At 63.8% G+C, this 18,368-nt stretch carries 15 protein-coding genes; 4 read left to right on the forward strand and 11 right to left on the reverse strand.

From position 1 onward, the window contains the following. Positions 1-22 precede the first annotated feature (22 nt). Together VGH68_RS07545 and VGH68_RS07550 are read right to left on the reverse strand one after the other, a co-directional pair. The gene (locus tag VGH68_RS07545) at positions 23-3,301 is read right to left on the reverse strand and encodes an efflux RND transporter permease subunit (protein WP_331602935.1); all 3,279 of its coding nucleotides are present in this window, start codon (positions 3,299-3,301) and stop codon (positions 23-25) included. A gap of 403 nt (positions 3,302-3,704) precedes the next feature. Then, positions 3,705-4,139, reverse strand: coding sequence for a VOC family protein (locus VGH68_RS07550; protein ID WP_331602936.1), 435 nt, complete (start codon positions 4,137-4,139; stop codon positions 3,705-3,707). Between the two features lie 127 nt (positions 4,140-4,266). On the opposite strand from VGH68_RS07550, the gene VGH68_RS07555 reads away from it, so the two are divergent. The 3 genes from VGH68_RS07555 (at position 4,267) to VGH68_RS07565 (ending at position 6,425) form a co-directional block, all read left to right on the forward strand. Further along, positions 4,267-5,142, forward strand: coding sequence for a LysR family transcriptional regulator (locus tag VGH68_RS07555; RefSeq protein ID WP_331602938.1), 876 nt, complete (start codon positions 4,267-4,269; stop codon positions 5,140-5,142). Between the two features lie 174 nt (positions 5,143-5,316). Beyond that, a complete protein-coding gene (locus VGH68_RS07560) occupies positions 5,317-5,955 on the forward strand; it encodes a LysE family translocator (RefSeq protein ID WP_331602940.1) in 639 nt (212 codons plus the stop codon). A gap of 95 nt (positions 5,956-6,050) precedes the next feature. Then, positions 6,051-6,425 carry a hypothetical protein gene (locus tag VGH68_RS07565; RefSeq protein WP_331602942.1) on the forward strand — a complete coding sequence of 125 codons (375 nt, stop codon included), beginning with the start codon at positions 6,051-6,053 and terminating at the stop codon, positions 6,423-6,425. Positions 6,426-6,450: 25 nt separating this feature from the next. Here VGH68_RS07565 and VGH68_RS07570 read toward each other — a convergent pair whose 3' ends face one another. Then, positions 6,451-8,142 (reverse strand): SulP family inorganic anion transporter, encoded by a 1,692-nt coding sequence (locus VGH68_RS07570; protein WP_414696909.1) that lies wholly within the window; start codon positions 8,140-8,142, stop codon positions 6,451-6,453. Between the two features lie 93 nt (positions 8,143-8,235). Here VGH68_RS07570 and VGH68_RS07575 point away from each other — a divergent pair, with 93 nt between their 5' ends. Next, positions 8,236-8,391 carry a hypothetical protein gene (locus VGH68_RS07575; RefSeq protein WP_331602945.1) on the forward strand — a complete coding sequence of 52 codons (156 nt, stop codon included), beginning with the start codon at positions 8,236-8,238 and terminating at the stop codon, positions 8,389-8,391. A gap of 293 nt (positions 8,392-8,684) precedes the next feature. Here the strand turns inward: VGH68_RS07575 and VGH68_RS07580 are convergent, their stop codons facing one another. The 8 genes from VGH68_RS07580 to ftrA all read right to left on the reverse strand — a co-directional run bounded on the left by VGH68_RS07580 (position 8,685) and on the right by ftrA (position 18,345). Further along, a complete protein-coding gene (locus VGH68_RS07580) occupies positions 8,685-9,737 on the reverse strand; it encodes a substrate-binding domain-containing protein (protein ID WP_331602946.1) in 1,053 nt (350 codons plus the stop codon). 45 nt (positions 9,738-9,782) lie between these two features. Further along, positions 9,783-10,982, reverse strand: a complete 1,200-nt coding sequence (locus VGH68_RS07585; RefSeq protein ID WP_331602947.1) for an ABC transporter ATP-binding protein — start codon at positions 10,980-10,982, stop codon at positions 9,783-9,785. A gap of 12 nt (positions 10,983-10,994) precedes the next feature. Further along, a complete protein-coding gene (locus tag VGH68_RS07590; protein ID WP_331602948.1) occupies positions 10,995-11,918 on the reverse strand; it encodes a carbohydrate ABC transporter permease in 924 nt (307 codons plus the stop codon). After that, on the reverse strand, positions 11,915-12,871 hold the full coding sequence (locus VGH68_RS07595) for a sugar ABC transporter permease (RefSeq protein ID WP_331602949.1): 957 nt from the start codon (positions 12,869-12,871) through the stop codon (positions 11,915-11,917). Before VGH68_RS07595 ends, VGH68_RS07590 begins: the two co-directional genes overlap by 4 nt. 9 nt (positions 12,872-12,880) lie before the next feature. After that, positions 12,881-14,119 (reverse strand): ABC transporter substrate-binding protein, encoded by a 1,239-nt coding sequence (locus VGH68_RS07600; protein ID WP_331602950.1) that lies wholly within the window; start codon positions 14,117-14,119, stop codon positions 12,881-12,883. A 217-nt stretch (positions 14,120-14,336) separates the two neighbouring features. Beyond that, entirely contained in the window at positions 14,337-15,752 is a 1,416-nt protein-coding gene (locus tag VGH68_RS07605; protein WP_331602951.1) for a GH1 family beta-glucosidase, read from the reverse strand. Between the two features lie 287 nt (positions 15,753-16,039). Further along, positions 16,040-17,254: a DUF2252 domain-containing protein gene (locus VGH68_RS07610; protein ID WP_331602952.1), complete on the reverse strand. Its 1,215-nt coding sequence runs from the start codon at positions 17,252-17,254 to the stop codon at positions 16,040-16,042. A 125-nt stretch (positions 17,255-17,379) separates the two neighbouring features. Next, positions 17,380-18,345 (reverse strand): transcriptional regulator FtrA, encoded by a 966-nt coding sequence (gene ftrA / locus VGH68_RS07615; protein ID WP_331602953.1) that lies wholly within the window; start codon positions 18,343-18,345, stop codon positions 17,380-17,382. Positions 18,346-18,368 lie beyond the last annotated feature (23 nt).

Here is an 18,368-nt window from a genome sequence, read left to right on the forward strand (position 1 = left end):
TCAGTCAACCATCGTTTAACTTTTACGCGGGCGTGGCCGCACTGCTGTGCTCGGGCGCGGCACTGCCGGCGCCATTGCCAGCGTCACCACGATCGCCGCCGTTGCCGCCGTTGCCGTTATTACCGCCGTGAGGGTCCGCCGGGTCCGGGTCGCCGTCGTTCTTCTTGCGGCGCGCCAGCGCCGAATGAATCCCGGCGAACACGAGCGGCACGAAAAACAGCGTGGATACCGTCGCAAACAGCAGGCCGCCGATCACCGCGCGGCCCAGCGGCGCATTCTGTTCGGCCCCTTCGCCAAGACCGAGCGCCATCGGAATCATGCCGATGATCATCGCGAACGCGGTCATCAGGACCGGGCGAATCCGGCTCGCGCCCGCTTCGAGCGCGGCGGTGAGCGGCGGCGCGCCGGCCGTGAGCCGCTGGCGCGCGAACGCCACCATCAGAATACTATTCGCGGTCGCGACGCCCATCGTCATGATTGCGCCGGTCAGCGCCGGCACGCTTAGATGCGTGCCGGTCAGGAACAGCATCCAGACGATGCCCGCGAGGGCCGCCGGCAACGCGCTGACGATGATGAGCGGATCGATCCACGACTGGAAGTTGACGACGATCAACAGATACACCAGCACGATTGCCATCGCCACGCCAAGACCTAGCCCGAGGAACGAACTGCGCATCGTCTGCACCTGGCCGCGCACGACGATCGTGCTGCCGCGCGGCAGCGACGCGCGCACCTGGTCGACCAGCTTGTCGACCTGATTCGCGACGCTGCCCAGATCGCGCTTTTCGACGCTCACGTACAGATCGATCACCGGCCGGATGTTGTAGTGCGAGACTTCCGCGAACTGCGCTTTTGGCGACACGCGCACGAGGTTGCCGAGCAGTTGCGTGGGCCCGTTCATCGTCGCCGACACCGGCGTGCGCAGCAGCTCGTCGATCGACGACACCTGGTACTGCGGCGTCTGCACCGCGACCTTGTATTCGACGCCGTTGCGGTTGTTGATCCAGAATCCCGGCGACGTCTGTGAACTGCCCGACAACGAAACCAGCACGTTCTGCGCGACGTTGTTCGCGCTCAGGTTCAGCTGCTGCAAGCGCGTGCGGTCCATATACAGACTGATCACCGGCTCGTCGAGCTTCTGCTGGATATGCGTGTCGACCGTGCCAGGAATCAGCCGCACCTGTTTGAGCAGCTTGCGCGCGACGTCGAAGTTGCCCTGCTGGTTCGCGCCGGAAATCTGCACATCGACCGCGGCAGGCAAGCCGAAGTTCAGGATCTGGGTAACGATGTCGGCGGGCTGGAAGAAGAACTCGACGCCCGGAAAGCGCTGCGGCAAGACCTGACGCAGCTTGTCCATATAGATCTGCGACGACTTGTGGCCTTCGTTCAGCGCAATCTGGATCTCTCCATCGAGCGTGCCCATCGTGCCCGAGTTGCTATACGACAGATTGATACCGCTGTACGGCAGCCCGAGGTTGTCGAGAATCGTGCCCAGCTCGCGCGGCGGCACGACCTCGCGAATCACCTGCTCGACCTCATCGGCGAGCCGCGCGGTTTCCTCGATGCGCGTGCCGGTCGGCGCGCGCATATGCAGACGGATGTCGCCCGCGTCGACGCTAGGGAAAAAGTCTTCGCCGAGCGCGAAAGCGAGCCCCAACGACAGCACGCAGAAGCCGAGGAACAGGCTGCAAAACAGCTTGCGGCGCACCAGCAGGCTGCTCAGGATCACGATGTAGGTCGCGCGCATGCGCTCGAAGCCTGCGTCGAAGCGGTGATAGAGCCGCATGAACGGATTCGGCTTCGTGCCCGGCTTCGGCTTGTGCGCGTGACCCATCAACAGCATCGCCATTGTCGGCACGAGCGTGCGCGACAGCACGTACGACGCGAGCATCGCGAACACCACGGCTTCGGCCAGCGGCACGAACAGATAGCGCGCGACGCCGGTCAGGAAAAACATCGGCACGAACACGATACAGATACACAGCGTCGACACGAGCGCCGGAACCGCGATTTCGCCGGCGCCGTCGAGAATCGCGTCGTGCAGATTAGTGCCTAAATGCAGGTGCCGTTCGATGTTCTCGATCGTCACCGTCGCGTCGTCCACCAGGATCCCGACCGCGAGCGCGAGGCCGCCGAGCGTCATGATGTTGATGGTCTGCCCGAGCGCGTGCAGCGCCAGCAGCGACGAGAGAATCGACAACGGAATCGAAATCGCGATGATGCAGGTGCTGCGCCAGTTGCCGAGGAACAGCAGGATCATCGCGGCGGTCAGCGCGGCGGCGACCAGCGCCTCGCGCACCACCCCCTGCACCGCCGCCTTCACGAACACCGATTGATCGAACAGCGCGGTGATCTGCAGATCGTCAGGCAGCGAAGCGCGCGCGCCGGGCAGCAGGGCTTTGAGCGAATCGACGATCGACAGCGTCGACGCGTTGCCGTTTTTCAGCACCGACATCAGCACACCGCGATGACCGTTCTGCCGAACGATATTGGTTTGCGGTGAATAGCCGTCGCGCACGTGCGCGACTTCGCGCAGATAGGTGGTCGCGCCGTTGACGGTACGCACCGGAATGTCGTTGAGGCCTTCGATGGTGGACGGCGAGCCGTTCATGTCGACCGTGTATTCCTTCGGTCCGATCTTGGCCGTGCCGGTCGGCAGAATCAGGTTCTGCGCGTTGAACGCGTCGACCACGTCGGTCGGAGTCAGGCCTTTGGCAAGCAGTGCGCGCGTGTCGAGGTCGACCGAGATGAGACGCGATTTGCCGCCGTACGGGTAAGGCACGGCGGCGCCTGGAATCGTCACGAGTTGCGGGCGCAGGAAGTTCAGCGCGACGTCGTTGAGATCCTGCTCCGAGAGCTTCGGGCTCGACAGGCCGAGCTGGATCACCGGAATACTGGAGGCCGAGTAGCTGATTACGAGCGGCGCCGTGGCGCCCGGCGGCATCTGCTTCAACTGCGCCTGTTCGACCGCTACCGTCTGCGCGATCGCGGTCTGGATATTCGCATTCGGCTGCAAAAACACCTTCAGGATCGCGATGCCCGGCAGCGATTGCGATTCGATGTGCTCGATGTCGTTGACCGTGGTGGTCAAGCTGCGCTCGTTGACCGACGTCATGCGGTTGGCCATGTCCTCGGCCGACAACCCGGTGTACGTCCAGATGATACTGACGACCGGAATGTTGATTTCCGGCAGCACGTCAACAGGCGTGGTGAACAACACGAATGGCGTCGCCAGCACGATCAGAATCGCCATCACGATGAACGTGTATGGCCGCTTAAGCGCTACGTTGACGATCCACATTGAAACGGGCCAGAGAGGATGCGGGTGACAGGGAGGGATGCAATGTGAGCTTATGCTAGATCGATCGGACCAACACCTGCATGGCGCCAAAATGGCGGAATTGTCAGGAAGCTTGTTGTAAGGCTGCAGCGCGTTTTTCGGACGCCGCGAGCGTCACGGACTTATCGTCCGATGGCCGATCCGCAAACGGTTGTTGAATAAAGTTAGCGTCAGTTAATGAAACGTTTGCTGATGCGCGGTGCGGCTCACGGTCGAAATATCGTGAACATGCTTTCGGTTTGATTCGCATAAAAGCGGCGTTCCGCGGGCGAGCGCCCACGAAAAAGCCGGTCAATCCGTGCCCGCGCGATTGACCGGCCCTTCATCCGCAACTGCCGCCGTTGCGGCTCGTCGCTGTCGACGCTTATTTAGCGAACAGCGCCGACATATCGGCGAATGCCTTGAACTCCAGCGCGTTACCCGACGGATCGAGGAAGAACATCGTCGCCTGCTCGCCGGCCTCGCCCTTGAAGCGCACGTGCGGCTCGATGATGAACTGGATGCCGGCGTTTTGCAGCTTGTCCGCGGCGGCCTGCCATTGCTCCATCGACAAGACCGCGCCGAAGTGGCGCACCGGCACCGAGTCGCCATCGACCTGGCTCGTACGACGATGACCGATTTCGTCCGGCGCGAGATGCGCGACGATCTGATGGCCGTAGAAGTTGAAATCGACCCATGCTTCGGAACTGCGCCCTTCCGGACAGCCGAGCAATTCGCCATAAAACTCACGCGCGGCGGCCAGGCTATGAACGGGAAAGGCCAGATGGAAAGGCGGCACGACGGTTTGGGCAACGCTCATGATCAAAGACTCGCTGAATGAAGGGGGACGATAGGGGAAGGATGTGAGGTGAATTTTAACCATGAATAAAAATGCTGAGAAACGATATATATTTGATCTGACCAACACGAAAATCGATCGATCAACCATGCTCAGCGAACTGAAGACCTTCATCGCCGTCAGCCAGTACGGCACGTTTTCCGGCGCGGGCGCGCGCATCGGGCTCACGCAGTCGGCCGTCAGCGCGCAGATGCAGCGGCTCGAGCAGGAACTGGGCTTCCAGCTATTCGACCGCACCGGGCGTTCGGCGACGCTCAACGAGGCCGGCCGCGACACGCTCGTGCTCGCCGAGGAAATGATGACGCTCTACGCGCGGCTCGCCGAACGTGGCGCCGGCGCGGCCGAAAACGGCATGCTGCGGGTCGGCGCGATCGCGTCCGCCCAAGTGGCGCTGCTCGCCGACGCGCTCGCGCGCTTTCGCGACGACCGGCCCGGCTGGCGCATCCGGGTCGTGCCGGGCGTGTCGCTGAGTCTTCTGGGCCAGGTCGATGCCGGCGAGCTGGATCTCGCGGTGATCATCCGGCCGCCGTTCGCGTTGCCGTCCGAACTCGAGTGGCGCACGATCGTCCGCGAGCCGTTCGTGCTGCTCGCGCCGAAAAAGCTCGCGCGCGGCGGGCGCTCGTGGCGCGAACTGCTCACGAGCGAGCCGTTTATCCGCTATGACCGGGCGTCGTTCGGCGGCCGGCTGGTCGACCGCTTTCTGCGGCGCGCGCGCGTGAGCGTACGCGACGCGATCGAACTCGACGAATTGCAGGCGATCGTGCAACTGGTCGCGCGCGGCATGGGCGTCGCGCTGATTCCGACCACGGCCGGGCTCGGCAAATGGCCGGCGAACGTCGTTGCGCTCGAACTCGGCGATGCGACGTTCCAACGGGAAATCGGTCTGGTGCAGCGGCCACGGCATAGTCGGCAGGTGGTCGCGGATGCGCTGGCCGAATGTATTGCGGGCGCGGCGCGGGTTTGAGCACAAGGTCCCACACGCGCAGCACCGATCGAATGCACGCCCGCTACCGGCGCGCGCGCCGATTGTGCCGCTGTACGAACGGGCAACTGTCTCTGTGAGTCGCGCATCGTGACGCGCAGAATCGTCGTTCGCGCATCCTCGCGCGCGCCCTTTCCGCCCTCACTTGTGCCCGCCATGATCGCCAGCCCGCTGCTCACCGCCGATGTCCTGATCGCCTACAGCGCCTATTTCGTCGGCACCGCGAGCCCCGGGCCGAGCAATCTCGCGATCATGTCGCTCGCGATGAGTTCAGGCCGGCGCGCCGCCCTCGTGTTCGCGCTCGGCGTGGTGTCCGGCTCGTTCTCATGGGCGCTGGTCGCGTCGCTTGGTTTGTCGGCGCTGCTCGTCAGCTACTCGCGGGGTCTCGTCGCGATCAGGATCGCGGGCGGTTTGTATCTGCTGTGGCTCGGCTTCAAATCCGCGCGCTCGGCGCTCAACGCCGGTAAGCCGGCCGCCAGCGCGGCACGCACCGGCGAACCGCTCAGGCGGCTCTATCTGCGCGGCCTGCTACTGCATCTGACCAATCCGAAGGCCGTGCTGGTGTGGCTGTCGATCGTGTCGCTCGCGATGTCGCCGGTACACGGCGCGGCGCACGTGATGCCGGTCGTGCTCGGCTGCATGGTGATCGGCGCGACGGTGTTCAGCAGCTACGCGGTGCTGTTTTCGACCGCGTCCGCACGGCGCATCTATACCGCGGTCCGCCGCTGGTTCGACGGCTCGCTCGCCGTCATGTTCGGGATTGCCGGGCTCAAGCTGCTGACGTCGCGAAACTAGCGCGTGTTTTAGCGTTCGGCCCGGTTGGGCGCCGCTCTGCGATACTGGCGCCAATCGCCCGATGAACGGCTCAGGCCACGCGCATAGTGCAAACGATGAACGGCAACAGCAAAGAGAACCACAGCGAACCACACCGATCGGGTCCGCGCTCGCCGCTGCAAAAGCGGCTGTACTTCACCGGCACGGCAATCATGCTCGCGGGCTTCATCGCCGCGGCGCTCCTTTATGCGAGCGCACCACCGCCGGATAGCGCGGTCGCGATGTACAGCATCGTCGATCCGCGCTACCAGATCGAACTGCAGCAGATCGGCGGCAATGCGGCCGTGCTGATGGCGCAGCTTCATCAATGGTTCGACAGCCTGTGGCACGGCGTGCGGCTCGCTTACACCGTCGCGGTGCTGGGCATCGTCATCGCGGGCGTGTGCTTTTTCATCGGCTATTTTTTCGCCGACGAACAAGCGCCGCACTGATGGCTGCGTTGGCGCGATGCGCGCGCTACGGCGCGCCCTTCACCTGCTGATGCGGCTTCTCGATTCCGGCCGCCAGCAAAGCCTCGTGCAACGTGCCGAAAATGCAGCGCTCGGCGACGATCGGGGTGATCCCATGCCGGTCCATATCCGAGCGCAGATACTGGTTCACCCGCGCGAAAATCACCTCGATACCGCTGTGCTTGAGCGCCGTGCACAGCTCGCCCACCGAGCGCGCCGCCGAATAGTCGAGATCGGTGATCGCGCTCGCGTCGACGACGAACCAGCGCACCGGGCTCGGCGCGCGATCGATCAGGCGGCGCGTATCGTCGACGAAAAAGTGGTCGTTCGCGTAGAACAGGTCGGCGCCAAAGCGATAGACGATCAGCCCCGGCGCGGTCTCGATGCCCGGCACCGCCGGCACCGGCACCCACGTGCCGTCGTCGCCGGGGGCGAGCACCATCGTGTGCGGCCGGTAGCTGTGGCGCACGTGGCGCAGCAGCGACAGTGCGACCGCCACCAGAATCCCGTGCTCGACGCCGATCAGCACGACCGCCGCGGCGGTGAACACCGCCAGCGCGAATTCGCCGGGACTTTCGCGGCGGATCGCGAATAGCGATCGCAGATTGATCAGCCCGATCGCGATCGTAAACACGATGCTCGCGAGAATGCAGTGCGGCAGATACTGCAGATAGCGGCTAAAAAACAGCAGCACCGCGACGACGACCGCCGCGAACACCAGTTGCGCGAACTGACTGCGCGTGCCGGCCCGATCGGCCATCGCGGTCTGCGTCGGGCTGCCGTTGACGACGAACGCCCCCGACAGCGCCGCCGCCGCGTTGGCCGCCGCGATGCCGAGCAGGTCCGCGTTGGTATCGACCGGCTCGTGATAGCGCTCGGCGAACACGCGGCTCGCGGCGGCGCTTTGCGCGACGATCATCACGAAGCAGGATGCGGCGACCGGCACGAGGTCGAGCATCTGCTGCCACGTGACCGACGGAATGCGCAAGGGCGGCAGTCCGCCCTCGACGGGGCCGAGAATGGAAATACCGTGGGCCGCGAAATCGAGCGCGTGGCTGGCAGCAATACCCGCGACGACCGCGATCAATGGCACCGGCAAGCGCGGCCAGAAGCGTTTGCACACGAGAATCGCGGCAACCACGAGCGCGGAAATCGCGAGCGTCGGCAGATGAATCTGCGCGGCTTCGCGCACGACCAGCAGCAATTGATCGACGCTGCGGGCCGCGTGTCCCGGCACGCCGGCCATATCGCCGAGCATCGCGATGCCGACCTGCACGCCGACGCCCGCGAGGAAACCGACCAGTACGGTACGCGACAGGAAATCGGCGAGAAAGCCAAGCTTGAAGATGCGCGCGACCAGCAGCAACGCGGCGGTCAGCAGCGCAACCATCGCGGCAAGCGCCGCGTATTCCGCGCTCGAGGGCGGCGCCATCGTCGCCAGACGGCTCGCGAAAATGGTGGCGGTGGCCGAGTCGGCCGCGACGACCAGATGCCGCGACGCGCCAAAAAACGCGAACGCAATGAGCGGCGCGAAAACGGTATAGAGCCCGGTGACCGCGGGCATGCCGGCAATGCGCGCGTAGCCGAGCACCTGCGGAATATCCATCGACGCAAGCTGCACGCCGGCCAGCGCATCGCGCGCGGCCGCAGCCCGGCTCAACGGAAGAACGCCCTTCAGCACGCTGACGCGTGTGGTCATACGTTGCAAAAAAGCCTGCATACGCGATGCCGCCCCGAAAACTTAGGTTAATCGCGCATCGTGCCGCGAGTCGGCAAGCAAAGGCAACACTTGATGAACGACCGAACAGGTTATTCGAGAATGGAAAAGCGCAAGCGGCTCGAAAGAAATCGGATCACCGCTCATTTAAAAGCCGGCCAAAAGCTGACCACGAGCAAAACTTCGCCCGATGTTGCCGCAGCAAGAACCCGCTTGGAAATTAACGTTTGAAGCGCCCTGTCACCGGATCCACATGCCGCGCAAAACCGAACAGCGCAGCAATGCAGATCGGACAGGCGATCAGAAAGACAGCCAACATGCCCCGCACCCCGTAACAAATTGTTACCGCGCAGTGTAGAGCAGTCACATGCAAAATAAATGAGGGAAAACGCAAAGTACTGTTGCGAGGCATTACGAGACGCTTGCAAAGGATCACACGTGATCGAACCGGCCTGCCGCGCGACGCGATTGCGGGGCGGCCTGTGCGCGCATTCAGGTTGGCGCCGCCCGATAGACGGTCGCTCCTAGCGCGTTGCCCGTCGCGATGTCTTCTTCATGGAGGACGCCGGTCCCACCGACGCGCGCATCGTCACGCTGACAGGAAACTCGCGGAAGATCTCCCACGAGGTCCGGTAGCACTGGTTGATGAGCCAGCGCACGGCATTGCGCGTGAGCTCCGCGGTCGGAATATGAACCGACGTGAGCCCCGGCGCCGCATAGGCGGCCGAGTAATCGTCGTCGTAACCGATCACGGAAACATCGCCGGGCACCGAAATGCCCGCTTGATGCAAGCGTGCGAGGACGCTGACCGCCATCGTGTCGTTCGCGCAGAAGAGCCCCGTAAAGTGCCGCTGCGAATCGAGCAGCTGTTGCGCGGCCGCATAGCCGCCTTCGGGTGAGAAGTCCGATTCGATCAGCGTGACGTCGTCGCGCGCGATGCCGGCGCGCGCCAGTTCGGCGAAAAAGCCTCCGATCCGCGTCTGGTTATCCGACGCGGTGGACGGTCCCGAAATGACCGCGATATGGCGATGCCCATGGTCGAGCAGCGTGCGCGCCGCCAGCTCACCGCCGCGCCAGTGATCCGCGCAGAACGACGCTTCCGGCAATTGTTCGAAAGCGCGGTTCAGGAACACCATCTTCGGATGCATGCCGTGCAGCATGATCAGGTCTTCGTCGTGCAGATCGTGGCTGATCACGACGACGCCGTCGCAATCGCGGCCGATCAGAAAGCGCACCGCCTCCATCGCCTGCTCGCGCGGCGATACTTCCCCGCAGCCGGTCGCGACCACCACATGACGGCCCACCGCGCGCAACTCGGTGTCGGTCTGCTTCAGAATCGTGCCGTAGTAGGAGCCGAAAAACGTCGGCACGAAAATGCCGATGATGCCGAGCTGCTGCGTCGCCATCGCCCGGCCGATCGACGACGGCCGAAAATTCAGCGCCTCGATCGCCGCCTTCACGCGGGCTGCCGCATCGGCCGAAACCGGTCCTTTACCGGAAATGGCTCGTGAGGCGGTCGACATACCCACGCCGGCCAGTTCGGCGACGTCCTTCAGTGTTGCCACGCGGTTCTCCATCAAGCCTTGTGTCGACGAGCCGTCGCGCGCGGGCGCAGCGCGGCGTTAGAGGCGCGCGCCGCCTGCTTCGTCGAACAGCGAGACATGCGCGGCGTCGAGCGAAAACGCCACGGTGTTGCCTTCCGCGAGCGGCGTTCTGGTCTGATCGATCGACGCGATCTGTCCGCCATGATAGTCGAGCCAAATGACCCGGTGGTTGCCCATCGGCTCCACCAGCGAGACTTTCGCGCGCTCCACGGCACCCGGGGCACCGCTCGCATCGACATGCACGTCTTCGGCGCGCACGCCGAGCACGCACGGCCGCCCTTGCGTGGGCGCGTCCTTGAACGCATACGCCGACACGTCGAGCCGCAAATGCGCGGAACAGAAGTGCACGACGCCATCGCGGGTATCGAGCGTACCATTCAGCAGATTCATCGCGGGCGAGCCGAGGAACGTCGCGACGAACAGATTGTCCGGCCGCGCGTAGACCTCGGCCGGTGTGCCGAATTGCTGGATCACGCCGCCGCGCATCACGGCCATGCGGGTCGCGAGCGTCATTGCTTCGACCTGATCGTGCGTCACGTAGATCATCGTCGCGCCGAGCCGTTGATGCAGTTGCTTCAGCTCGCGGCGCAACTCGGTGCGCAGCTTCGCGTCGAGATTCGACAGCGGTTCGTCGAACAGGAATACATCGGCTTCGCGCACGATCGCGCGACCGATCGCGACGCGCTGCCGCTGTCCGCCGGACAGTTGCGACGGCTTGCGCTTGAGCAACGGCCCGAGTTGCAGCATCTCGGATGCGCGCGCGACGCGCCGCGCGATTTCCGCCTTCGGCGTGCCGTTGATGCGCAGCGCGAACGACAGATTGCGCTCGACGCTCATCGTCGGATACAGCGCGTACGACTGGAACACGAGCGCGATGCGGCGATCCTTCGGATCGGCCCATGTCATGTCTTCGCCGGCGATCTCGATGCTGCCGTCCGTCACGTCGATCAGCCCCGCGATACTGTGCAGCAGCGTGGACTTACCGCAGCCGGACGGCCCAAGCAGCACGACGAATTCGCCCGCGAGCACGTCCAGATCGAGATTCTCGATCACCGTGTTCGAACCGAGCCGGATCGTCAGATCGCGGATCGCGACGTTGGCCGGATGCGCGAGCGCCGCGGCGCCCACTGCGGCGTCTTCCGCGCGCGCTGCATCCGCGAGCGCGTCGAGCGGCCCATTGAGTGGCGCATTCAACGGCGCATTGATCGTATTAGCCATGTTTGCCCTGCCCTATCCTTTCACAGCGCCCGACGCGATGCCGCGCACGAACCAGCGGCCGGAAATGAAGTAGATCGCGAGCGGCACCATCGACGTCAGAATCGTCGCTGCCATGTTGACGTTGTACAGACGCTCGCCCGTGGTCGTATTGATGATGTTGTTCAGTTGCACCGTCATCGGCAGATTCTTCGTGCCCGCGAACACGAGGCCGAGAATGAAGTCGTTCCAGATACCGGTGACCTGCATGATCAGCGCGACGACGATGATCGGCGTCGACATCGGCAGCATCAATTGAAAGAAGATGCGCCAGAAGCCCCCGCCGTCGATGCGGGCCGCCTTGAACAACTCTTGTGGAATCGATACGTAGTAGTTGCGAAACAGCAGCGTCATCACCGGCATGCCGAAGATCGTGTGAACCACGACGATCCCGGGCAGCGAACTGAACAGATGCACGCTCGCGAGTACGCGCACGAGCGGATAGACCATCACCTGCACCGGAATGAACGCGCCGAGCAGCAACACGCCGAACAGTACGCCCGCACCGCGCGGGCGCCAGAAGCTCAGCGCGTAGCCGTTCACCGCGCCGACCGCGATCGAGAAGATCGTGCTCGGCACGACGATACGCACCGAGTTCCAGAAGCCGACGCGAATGCCGTTGCAATCGAGCCCGGTACACGCGGATTGCCACGCGGCGCTCCATGCGTCGAGTGTGAAATGCGCTGGAAACGCGAGCAGATTGCCGAGCCGGATCTCGCTCATCGGCTTGACCGACGTGACCAGCATCACGTAGAGCGGCAGCAGAAAGAACACCGCCGCACTCAGCAGGAACGCGTAGATGCCGATGCGCGCGGGCGAGAACGCGGAGCGGCGCGGACGCGAGCGGCCAGTACCATGCGCGGCGCCGCGGTTGAACGAAGGATCGAGTGTGCTCATCATCGCTCCCCACGCAGTGCCGCGCGGCTGCGCGCATAGAAGAACGGCGCGAGTATCGCCAGCACCGTGGCGAGCAGCACGATCGAGGCCGCCGACGCGAGCCCGATGTTCGCGCGTCCGAACAGATAGTCCATGATGAACTTGGCCGGCACTTCGCTGGCGGTGCCGGGGCCGCCCTGGGTCATCGCGACGACCGCGTCGTAGAGCTTCACGACCATCACGAACAACAGCACGAATGCGGTCGAGATCGACGGTCCGAGCATCGGCACGACGATGCTCGCGTACACCCGCCAGCGCGGAATCCCATCGATGCACGCGGCTTTCCACAGCTCTTCGTCGATGCCGCGCAGACCCGCGAGCAACAGCGCCATCACCAGACCCGACGCCTGCCACACGGTCGCGATCACGATCGTATAGATCACCCAGTCCTGATCGACGATCCAGTCGAAGCGCGCATGCGTGAAGCCGAGCCGGTGCAGTACCTGCTGTGCGCCGAGTTCCGGATTGAGAATCCATTGCCACACGAGCCCGGTCGCCACGAACGACATCGCATACGGATAAAGAAACACCGTGCGCAACGCGCCTTCGGCGACCACCCGCTGATCGATGAAAACCGCCAGCAGCAAACCGATCACCATGCACGCGACGATGAAGCACGCGCCGTAGATCACGATGTTCTGCAGCGACACGAGCCATCGATCGTTATGGAAAAGCCGCACGTACTGCGTGAAGCCGACGAATTGATTGGACGGAAACGTGTGCGAGTTGCTGAGCGACACGCGCGCGGTCCAGACCATCGTGCCGAGATACGCGACCACGACGGTCAGGATCATCGGCAGCAGAGCCAGCCAGACCGCGATCGAAAACCGCCGCTTCAGCGGTTTGCGACCCGGCCTGCTACCCGAGCTGCCGCGCGGCTTCGAAGCGGCGGCGGCTGGCGCCTTGAGCGCGTGCATCGCGGCGCCTTAGCCCTTCAACGCGCTGGCGAATGCTTTCTGCGCGTCGTCGACGGACTGGTTCTTGTTCCAGAAGTTCGTCACGACGTCAATCAGCGCGCCCTGCGTATCGGGCGACAGCAGCATTTCCGGATTCGGCAACTGACGCGACTTGTCCTTCATGATCGCGATGCCCTCCTTCGCGCATATGTCGAGGCTAGCGGCATCGACGTCAGGACGAATCGGAATCGAGCCTTTCTTTGCGCTGAACGCGACCTGCGCGGACGGCGACGTCATCACCGTGGCGAGCAGGTTCTGCGCCTTGATTGCCGACGCGTTGTCGGTCTTCGGGAACACGAACACATCGCCGGCGACCAGATACGGCGAATGCGGCCCGAAGCCTGGGAAGCAGCCGAAGTCCTTGCCGGCAGTCTGGTTGGCCGCGACGAATTCACCCTTGGCCCAGTCGCCCATGATCTGCACGCCGGCCTTGCCCGATGTCACGAGCGCGGTCGCGTCGTTCCAGTTGCGCCCAGGCGAGCCCGGATCGACGAAATCGTGCAGCCGCTTGAACGACGCGAGCACCTTCTTGAACGCATCGGAATTCACCGCGTTCGCGTCGTGATCGCGATAGACCTTCATGTACAGGTCCGGGCCGCCGACGTCGGCCAGCACCGCGTCGAACGTGATCTTCTCCTGCCACGGCTGGCCGCCGAACGCGAGCGGAATCACGCCAGCGGACTTCAGCTTGACGAGATCGGCGATGAATTCGTCATAGCTCTTCGGCTCGCTCGCGATACCGGCTTTCTGGAACACCGGCTTCGAATAGAAGAACCAAGCCGGCATATGGATGTCGACCGGGGCCGCGTAGTAATGGCCCTTCACCTTGATGCTGTCGAGAATCGACTGCGGAAAGATGCCGTTCCAGTTTTCTTTCGCGGCCACCTCGTCGACATTGTTCAGCAGCCCCTGATCGATCAGATCGTGGAACTGCTTTGACGTGTTGAACTGCGCGGCGGTGGGTGGATCGCCGCCGACGATGCGGTTGATCGCGGTGGAGCGTGCCTGATCCGCGCCGGCGACGGCGTTATCGACCCACTGGCCGCCTGCCTTGTCGTATGCATCGGCGAACTGGCGGATCGCGGCTGATTCGCCGCCCGAGGTCCACCAGTGAATCACGTTGGCCTTGAGCGGCTCCGCCTGCGCGACGACGCCATACAGCGCCAGTGCCGCAACTACGGCTCGCAAGACCATTTTGCTGCTGTTCATTCCGTCTCCTTCGGGCGCGCGGCCCGTATGCCAAGTCGAAAGACAAACCAGCTCCACCCATTTTTACTGCGTTGCTTTACCGCATTATTCGCGCGTCGTGACGCGGCGCTTGTTATGTTGTCGTTGTTATCTGTTGCTCGGGTTGCGCGATTGGTCTGCACCGCTTCATGACCCGATGCGTTGAACCCGTTCCATGCGTTCGATGCGTTGAATGCATTCACGCGAGCGCGTCGCGCTCTTTCAGGAATTTGGCCACCAGTTCGGCGCTGCGTTTGATCGTGCGCTTCTGCGTGTCGTAGTCGACATGCACGATACCGAAGCGCCGCTCGTAGCCGAACGCCCATTCGAAGTTGTCCATCAGTGACCACAGGAAGTAGCCGCGCACGTCGACACCCGCCTTGATCGCCTGATCGACCGCGGCGAGATGGCGCTTGAGAAACGAAATGCGCTGCGTGTCGTCGACGCGGCCGTCGACCACCTCGTCGTTCGACGCCATGCCATTTTCGGTGATATAGATCGGCGGCAGGTTCGCGTAGCCGGCCTTGAAACCAGTCAGCAGATCGCGCAGGCCATCGGGATAGACTTCCCAACCCATCTGCGTGCGCTCGACGCCCGCGAGCGGTACGTCGTTGAAACCGTGCGCGCCATCGCTCGCGACATTGGTGCGGAAATAGTAGTTGATGCCGAGAAAATCGAGCGGCGTGGCAATGGTTTGCATGTCGCCGTCGAGCACGAGCGGTTCGGTACCAGGCCACAGTTCGAACAGCTTTTGCGGGTATTCACCGTTCAGTAGCGGATCGAGAATCCATGCGTTGTGCTGGACTTCGAACAGTTCGGCCGCACGGCGGTCGGCGGCGCTGTCGCCATTCGGCGTGCCACGGCCGACGTTCGCGACGATGCCTTTATGCGACTGCGGATCGTTCGCGCGCAGCACCGGAATCGCAAGCCCATGAGCGAGCAGCAGATGATGCATCGCCTGCGTCGCGAAACGCGGGTTCGCAAGTCCCGGCGCGTGATGACCATTGCCATAGCCAAGATACGCGGAGCACCACGGCTCGTTGAGCGTCGCCCACGCGTCGACCATGCCATGCAGTTCGCGGCTCATCAGGTCCGCGTAATCGGCGAAACGATAAGCGGTGTCGCGATTGAGCCAGCCGCCGCGATCCTCCAGATACTGCGGCAAATCCCAGTGGTACAGCGTGACGAAGGTCTTGATCCCTTTGTCTTTCAGACGCGCGAGCAGACGCTTGTAGAAGTCGAGTCCCTTGCGGTTCGGCGCGCCGTTGGCGTCCATTACGCGCGGCCACGCAACCGATAGCCGATACGCTTCGAGGCCGAGCCCCGCGAGCAGTTCGACATCCTGCTCCCAGCGATGATAGTGGTCGCATGCGACCGCGCCGGTGTCGCCCGCGAGCACTTTGCCCGGCGTCGCCGAGAACGTATCCCAGATCGATGGCAGCCGGCCGTCTTCATTGACCGCGCCTTCGATCTGATACGACGCGGTGGCCGCGCCGAGCAGGAAGTCCTTGCGCCACAGCGACGAATCGGCGGGCGGCGTGAACGGGTCGGCGTGCGAGCCGCCGTGAGTGTGCGGCGAGATGGCGTCGATGACTGCGGATGCGTCGTTTCCCACGGATTCTCTCCTGCGCTGAGGTCATTGAATCGGGTGTGGCGCCAAGCGCCGCGCCTCCGCTCGAGCCACGCGTAAATCGCTCGCCGGCTCGTCAGTGGAAGCGCTTCCACACAGACCAGCGAAAGATAGCAGCGGGCAAATCCCCGCAGCAATCAGGGTTTGTCTGGAGCGCTGCTGGCACGCGGAGCGGATGATGCGCAGTGGGTTTAACGTACGGATCGGGCAGTTGCTCCTCTTCGTTCAGACACCCGCGGTTTATTGACATCCTGTTGAACTAGAAAGAAGTTTCACGGCTTCTTCATCAAATCGAACGCGCCGCGATCATACGCATCGCAGTACGTCTTCCAGTCCTCCGCGACCTGCTTTTCGCATTGCGTCGCCAGATCGATCAACGGCAGTTGCCAGTCGTGCCGGTTGCCGAACGCGAACAGATCGTCGGCAATCGCCGACGTCTGCCGCCCGCCGCTGCGTAAATGCGCCCACGCGCTCAATTCGGCCATGCTGTTGATCACTTCCTCCAGCCGCGGCAGCTTGCCGCGCCAGTCGGCCAGCGCGACGCGATCTTCCGATGGCTGCAAACTGCGCAACACATACGAACGCCCGTTGAAATCGACTGCGTGCAAAAACGCCTGCGACACCGCCTGATTGCGCCGCTGCACTTCGACGACCCGTTGCGCGTCGGTCTGCCATTTCGGCTGCGCGACGCGCACGTGCGGGCTGACCGACGACGGCAGCGCCTCCTTCAGATCGATCAGATAGTTGCCGTCCGGCGAGCCCTTGCCCTCCACCAGAATCACGTAACGATCGACACCGAGGCTGCCAGTGCCAGCGATCCGCCGCGCGACATCCAGCGTGCGATAGAACTCGGGATTCGGCTCGCCCGCCGCGAACTGCTGCATGAACTGCATGACCGCCGTGCGCCGTTCGTCGCTTACCGGCAACGCCTTCTTGCCGTCGACCTTGAGCACGCGGGTCTTTCCTTTGAGCACCGTGCGCCGGTTCAGATGCGCGGCGCGCGTGCGGCTCGCGAGCCCGTCGAGCAGTTCGCGCACCATCCCGACCGCGGTTTCGGCTTCGATCCAGCGCGACTTGCCGAACGCGAGCGCCGCGCCGTATGCGCCGAGCGCGGTGTGGCACAACGCGAGCGCCTGCGCGCGGCTCAGCTTCAGATCGGACGCCCCGACCAGCACGCTCGTCAGCAGACGCACGAGTTCATACGGCACCGGCGCGAGACACGCTTCGTCGAAATCGTTGTTGTCGAAATAAATCAGGCGATTGTCGGCCTTGTAGCTGCCGAAATTCTCGAAGTGCATATCGCCGCAGATCCACACCGCCGGCGCGTCGTCGAGTACCTTCGCACGCGGCAGTCGTTCATAGAACAGATGACAGGTGCCGCGCAAGAACACGAAGGGCGAGCCGCGCATGGCCTGGTATTTCATCGCGAGTCTTTCAGGATCGCGACCGGCGTTGAAACTGGCGATGATCTTCACGATGTCGGACACAGGTGCTCCCTCGATGTACGGCGGGCTTTCAACTTATAAATGAAAACCTTGTAAAGCTTAGGTGTTACAGGCCGGTAAGTCGGACCGTTTGGCGCCGACACGTCGGTTGCGCCGCGCGCTGACGGTCACTGCGCCTCCACCCCGCCGAACTTGCGCCGGTACGCGCCCGGACTCGTCAACGCGATCCGGCGGAAATGCCGCCGCAACGACTCCTCGGAGCCAAAGCCCGCGAGTTCAGCGACACGCGTCATCGGCATCGCCGCTGGCGCTTCGAGCAGCTCGCGCGCGATGGCCACGCGCTCGCGCACGAGCCACTCATAAGGCGCCATGCCGGTGGCATCGTGAAACTGGCGCTGCAGTGTGCGCGGACTCATCGCCGCCCGCCCGGCGAGCGAGCGCAATGTATGCGGCAAGGCGGGATGACTGCGCACCCAGTCCATCAGTTTGGACAGACGGCCGCTGTCGTCGTGCGGCATGGGGCGCGGCACGAACTGCGCCTGGCCACCCTCGCGAGGCGGCGGCACCACGAGCCGCTGCGCGACCCGGTTCGCCACCGCGCTGCCGTGATCGCGCCGCACCAGATGCAGCAGCATGTCGAGCCCCGCCGCCGAACCTGCCGAGGTGATGATCTGCCCTTCGTCGACATAGAGCGCGTCCGGCTGCACGCGCAATTGCGGATAGCGCTGCTGCAATTTTTCGGCATAGCGCCAGTGCGTCGTGACGGTCTTGCCATCGAGCACGCCCGCCGCCGCGAGCACGAACACGCCCGAGCAGATCGAACAGAGGCGCGCGCCGCGCGCGTAGGCGGCGCGGATTTTCTTCAGGAGCGGTTCGGGGGGCACTTCGTCGGCATCGCGCCAGCCGGGAATGACGATGGTGTCGGCGCGCTCCAGCAACTTGAGCGTATAAGGCGCGGCAAGCGTGATGCCGCCCGCCGCCCGGATCGGGCCCGGCTCGGTTGCGCAGACCGCGAAGCGATACCAGTCCACGCCGAGCTCAGGACGCTCGAGCGCGAACAGTTCGGTCACGCAGCCGAATTCGAAGGTGCAGAGCCGGTCGTAGGCGAGCGCGACGACGAGATGATTGTGCATGGCGTGATGTTACCGGAGATTGA

Origin of the sequence: Paraburkholderia sp. (assembly GCF_036488505.1) — a bacterium.
In the GTDB taxonomy this organism is placed as follows: Bacteria; Pseudomonadota; Gammaproteobacteria; order Burkholderiales; family Burkholderiaceae; genus Paraburkholderia.